Raw genomic sequence first — 4,638 nt, 5'->3', positions numbered from 1 at the left:
GAGCGACGGCATCCGCCAGGGCGCGGTGCTTGACGGCAACCTCTACCTGCGCGGCCTGGGCGACCCGACGATCCAGTGGACGGATTACCAGGCGCTGGCGGCCAACCTGGCGCAGCAGGGCATCCGGCAGGTGCGGGGCGACCTTGTGTTCGACGACACGTTCTTCGACGCCGAGCGCCTGGGCACCGACTGGTCCCAGGACGATGAAAGCACCTACTACGGCGCGCAGATTTCGGCGCTGACGGTGTCGCCCAATGACGACTTTGATGCGGGCTCCCTGCTGGTCACGGCCAGGGCGCCGGTCGTGGCAGGGCGCCCGGTGACGGTGGAGATCAGCCCGGCTACCGATTACGTGCAGCTCAGCAACCGTGCGGTCAGCGGCACAGGCAACAGCTATGGAATCAATCGCCAGCACGGCACCAACCTGTTGCGCCTCAGTGGCGCGTTGGCGCCGGGCAGGCAGAGCCCGCAACTGGTCAGTGTGTGGGAGCCGACGCAACTGGTGGCCAACCTGTTTGAACAGGCCTTGGCGCAGCAGGGGATTGTCGTGCAGGGGCGTCGGATGATCGGGGGTGTGACGCCGACCACGGCGACGGTGCTCGCGCTGCATGAGTCGGCGCCGTTGCAGGAACTGATCACGCCGTTGCTCAAGCTTTCCAATAACAACATGTCTGAAGCCTTGCTCAAGAGCATGGGGCGCAAGACCGTGAATGCCGGTACGGCGCCTGCCGGTGTGGCGGCGGTGGCCGGGTTCCTGAAGCGTCAGGGGATTGATACGGCGACGTTGAACCAGGTGGACGGTTCAGGGTTGTCCAGGCGTAACCTGGTGTCGTCGCAGAACCTCACGGATGTGCTGCTCGCCGCCAGCAAACAGCCCTGGTTCAACGCCTGGTACAACGCGTTGCCGGTTGCCGGTAATCCGCAGCGCCTGGTGGGCGGCAGCCTGCGTTACCGCCTGCGGGGCACCGCTGCGGAAAACAACCTGCACGGCAAGACCGGCTCCATGAGCGGCGTGTCGTCGTTGACTGGGTATGTCACCGATGCCAATGGGCGCAAGCTGGTGTTTTCGATGGTGACCAACAATTACGTGGTCGCAGGCGCGCGGGTCAAGGCGCTGGAAAACCGCCTGGCCACGGCACTGGCCAACAGCACGGACTATTGAGCACCGAAGATCAATGGTGGGAGCGGGCTTGCTCGCGAATGCGCTGGTTCAGTCAGTACATGTGTTGACTGTCACACCGCTTTCGCGAGCAAGCCCGCTCCCACATTGGCCCTGTGCTGTCAGGCAGATTGCATTTCAAGGCAGGAACGCCTGCCGGTATTCACCAGGGGTGGCGCCCATCGCCTGGCGGAACCGGTTGGTAAAGTGGCTCGCGCTGGAAAATCCGCACGCCAGGGCAATCTCGCCCAGCGGCAACGACCCACCCCGCAACAACTCCCGGGCGCGGGCCAGGCGCCGCGCCAGCAGATATTGATGGGGCGGCAGTCCAAAACTCTCGCGAAACATCCGCGCAAAGTGGTACTCCGACAACGCACACAAGCCTGCCAACTGCCCCAGGCTGATCGGCTCCGCCAGTTGCTGGTCGATGTGCTCCACCAGTTGCCGGCGCTGGTGGGCGGCCAGCCCGCCTTTCAAACGCAAACCCTCGCGCATCCCCACCTGGCTGAGCAAGGTATGGCTGAGCATTTCATGGGCCAGGCTGCTGGTCAGCAGGCGTTCGCCGGGCTCTTTCCAGTTCAGGCCGATCAACTGGTGAAAACGCCGGGCCTGCCGCGCATCGTCGAGGAAGGTGCTCTCGCGCAGTTGCAACTCGCGGGGTTCGCGGTCCAGCAAGGTGACGCAGCCCAGGGCGAATTGCTCGGGGCTGAAATACACGTGGGCCAGGCGGATTTCGCCGTTGATCACCCAGGCCGACTGATGCTCGGCCGGCAGGATGCACAGCTTGTCCGGGCCGCCCTTGGTGCCGGGCTGGTCGCGGCGAAAGGTGCCGGTGCCGCCGCCGATGTAGCAGGACAAGGTGTGGTGCTCGGGGGCTTCGTAATCCTGGGCGTCGTGATGGTTGCTCCACAAGGCTGCAGACAAGCCGTCACCGAGCTCGGCGCACAGCTCGAGGCGAGCGTTGGGCGAACGGTTGAGGGATTGAAAGACTTGCAGGGTTTCCAGTGGCGGCATATTCGTACTCTCTGACGGCTTGCATCCTACTCCCCGCGGCGGCGGCTGTGATCCCGGCAGCCGACAAAAGCGCAAGAATGTGCAAGAGACCTGGTGCCGCCAGGGGCGAAACTGTGGCTCAACCCTCGGAGCCCGCCATGAACCTTTTCCTGTATTTACTCACCGTATTGATCTGGGGCACCACCTGGATTGCCCTCAAGTGGCAACTGGGCGTGGTGGCGATTCCGGTGTCCATCGTCTATCGCTTTGGCCTCGCGGCGCTGGTGCTGTTCGTGATGCTGCTGCTCAGCCGCAAGCTGCAGGTGATGAACCGGCGCGGGCATCTGATCTGCCTGGCCCAGGGCCTGTGCCTGTTTTGCGTCAACTTCATGTGCTTCCTGACCGCCAGCCAGTGGATTCCCAGCGGCCTGGTGGCGGTGGTGTTCTCGACGGCCACCTTGTGGAACGCGCTGAACGCCCGGGTGTTCTTCGGGCAGAAGGTCGCACGCAATGTGTTGATGGGCGGCGGCCTTGGCTTGCTGGGCCTGGGGCTGTTGTTCTGGCCGGAACTGGTGGGGCACACCGCCAGCCCGCAAACCTTGCTCGGCCTGGGTTTGGCATTGCTCGGCACCATGTGTTTCTCGGCGGGCAATATGCTGTCGAGCCTGCAGCAGAAGGCGGGCCTCAAGCCACTGACCACCAATGCCTGGGGCATGGCCTATGGTGCGTCGATGCTGGCGATGTACTGCGCGGTGCAGGGCATTCCGTTCGACATGGAATGGAACAGCCGGTACATCGGTTCGCTGCTGTACCTGGTGATCCCGGGTTCGGTGATTGGCTTTACCGCCTACCTGACCCTGGTCGGGCGCATGGGGCCGGAGCGGGCGGCGTATTGCACCGTGCTGTTCCCGGTGGTGGCGTTGAACGTCTCGGCGTTTGCCGAGGGCTATCAGTGGACGCCGCCGGCGTTGGCGGGGTTGGTGCTGGTGATGCTGGGGAATGTGTTGGTGTTTCGCAAGCCCAAGGCTGGCGCGCCGATCAATCCAATCTACAAGGCGAAGCAGGTTTAGTGTGGGGGGCTCGACAGCTCCCACATTTGATCTCCTTTACCTGAGAATCACCGTTCATTACTTCAGGCCCAGGCGCTTGGCCATTCGTCCCAGGTTGGCCCGGTCCAGGCCCAGCTCACGGGCGGCACTGGCCCAGTTGTGCTGGTGGCGTTCCAGGCAGGCGCTGATGACCTGGCGCTGGTAGTTCTCGGTGGCCAGGCGCAGGTCGCCGGTGACGTCCGGCACGGGGTCGGGCTGCGCTTCGAGCGGTGGCGCGGTGGCGTTCGGCAAGTCCAGATCCGCCGCGCTGAGGCTGAGAATCTTCGGGCGCTCCCGGCAGTTACCCAGGGCTTTCAAGGCGCTGCGGCCGATCAAGTGTTCCAGTTCGCGCACATTCCCCGGCCAGGTATAAGCCAGCAGTGCCGCCTGGGCATCGCTGGTCAGGCGCAGGCTGCCCAGGCCCATGCGTGAGCGGTTCTGTTCAAGGAAGAAGCCCGCCAGCAACAGCACATCGCGACCGCGCTCACGCAGCGCCGGGACTTGCAACGGGTACACACTCAAACGGTGATAAAAGTCGGCACGATAGCGGCCGCTGCGTACTTCTTCGGCCAGATCCCGGTTAGTGGCAGCGATCAGGCGCACATCCACCTGGTGCTCCTTGTCAGACCCCAGGCGCTGCAACTGGCCACTTTGCAGCACCCGCAGCAACTTGGCCTGCACGGTGAGGGACAACTCGCCCACTTCATCAAGAAACAGCGTGCCGCCATTCGCCAGCTCGAACTTGCCCCGGCGTTCGTTGAGCGCGCCGGTAAACGCCCCGCGCACGTGGCCGAACAGTTCGCTTTCCACCAGGGTTTCCGGCAGGGCGGCGCAGTTGAGGCTGATCAGCGGTTTCTCGGCGCGGTTTGATGCAGCATGGATCGCCTGGGCCACCAGCTCCTTGCCCACGCCGGTCTCGCCGGTGATCAATACCGTCAGGTCACTGCCACCCACCAGGTTGATTTCTTCCACCAGGCGTTTGTGGCTCTTGCTCTGGCCGATCATTTCCTTGTGCTGCTGGCCGCTGGCCTGGCGGTAGATTTCGGCGCGCTGGTGTTCGTCTTCGGCACGCAGGGCCAGGCGTTCAATGCGTTCAGCCACATTGACGGTGGCGGCGGCGAGGCTGGCGAAGGCTTGCAGCGCGTCCAGTTCCACCCGTTCGAAGCGCTCGGTATCCAGGGCGTCGAGGGTCAGCAGGCCCCAGGGCTGGTCGTCGACAAACAGCGGGCAGCCCATGCAGTCGTGGACTTCCAGGTGCCCGTGCAGGCCATCCACCAAGCCGTCATAGGGGTCGGGCAGTTCGCTGTCGCTGTCAAAGCGGGTAGGGCCGGGGCTGCTGAGCAGCACGGCGAAACGCGGATGTTCGCTGACCTTGAAGCGCCGGCCGAGGGTGTCGGT

General features: G+C 64.2%; 4 protein-coding genes. 2 read left to right on the top strand and 2 right to left on the bottom strand.

What is annotated here, in order from left to right; genetic code table 11:
• Nucleotides 1–1,162: D-alanyl-D-alanine carboxypeptidase/D-alanyl-D-alanine-endopeptidase (gene dacB, locus HX846_RS33000; RefSeq protein WP_178967028.1), on the top strand; the 1,162-nt coding region annotated here is incomplete at its 5' end.
• A 135-nt stretch (nt 1,163–1,297) separates the two neighbouring features.
• Here the strand turns inward: dacB and HX846_RS32995 are convergent.
• The gene (locus tag HX846_RS32995; RefSeq protein ID WP_177036192.1) at nt 1,298–2,173 is read right to left on the bottom strand and encodes a helix-turn-helix domain-containing protein; all 876 of its coding nucleotides are present in this window, start codon (nt 2,171–2,173) and stop codon (nt 1,298–1,300) included.
• A 137-nt stretch (nt 2,174–2,310) separates the two neighbouring features.
• Here HX846_RS32995 and HX846_RS32990 point away from each other — a divergent pair, with 137 nt between their 5' ends.
• The gene (locus HX846_RS32990; protein WP_102369860.1) at nt 2,311–3,222 is read left to right on the top strand and encodes a DMT family transporter; all 912 of its coding nucleotides are present in this window, start codon (nt 2,311–2,313) and stop codon (nt 3,220–3,222) included.
• A 57-nt stretch (nt 3,223–3,279) separates the two neighbouring features.
• On the opposite strand, the gene norR is transcribed toward HX846_RS32990, so the two are convergent.
• A partial coding sequence (norR, locus tag HX846_RS32985; RefSeq protein ID WP_178967027.1) for a nitric oxide reductase transcriptional regulator NorR occupies nt 3,280–4,638 on the bottom strand: 1,359 nt, incomplete at its 5' end.

The sequence above is a fragment of the Pseudomonas sp. K5002 genome (genome assembly GCF_013386655.1).
In the GTDB taxonomy this organism is placed as follows: domain Bacteria; phylum Pseudomonadota; class Gammaproteobacteria; order Pseudomonadales; family Pseudomonadaceae; genus Aquipseudomonas.
The sequence above is the reverse complement of the archived record's forward strand: the minus strand, read 5'-3'. Positions and strand labels throughout refer to the sequence as shown.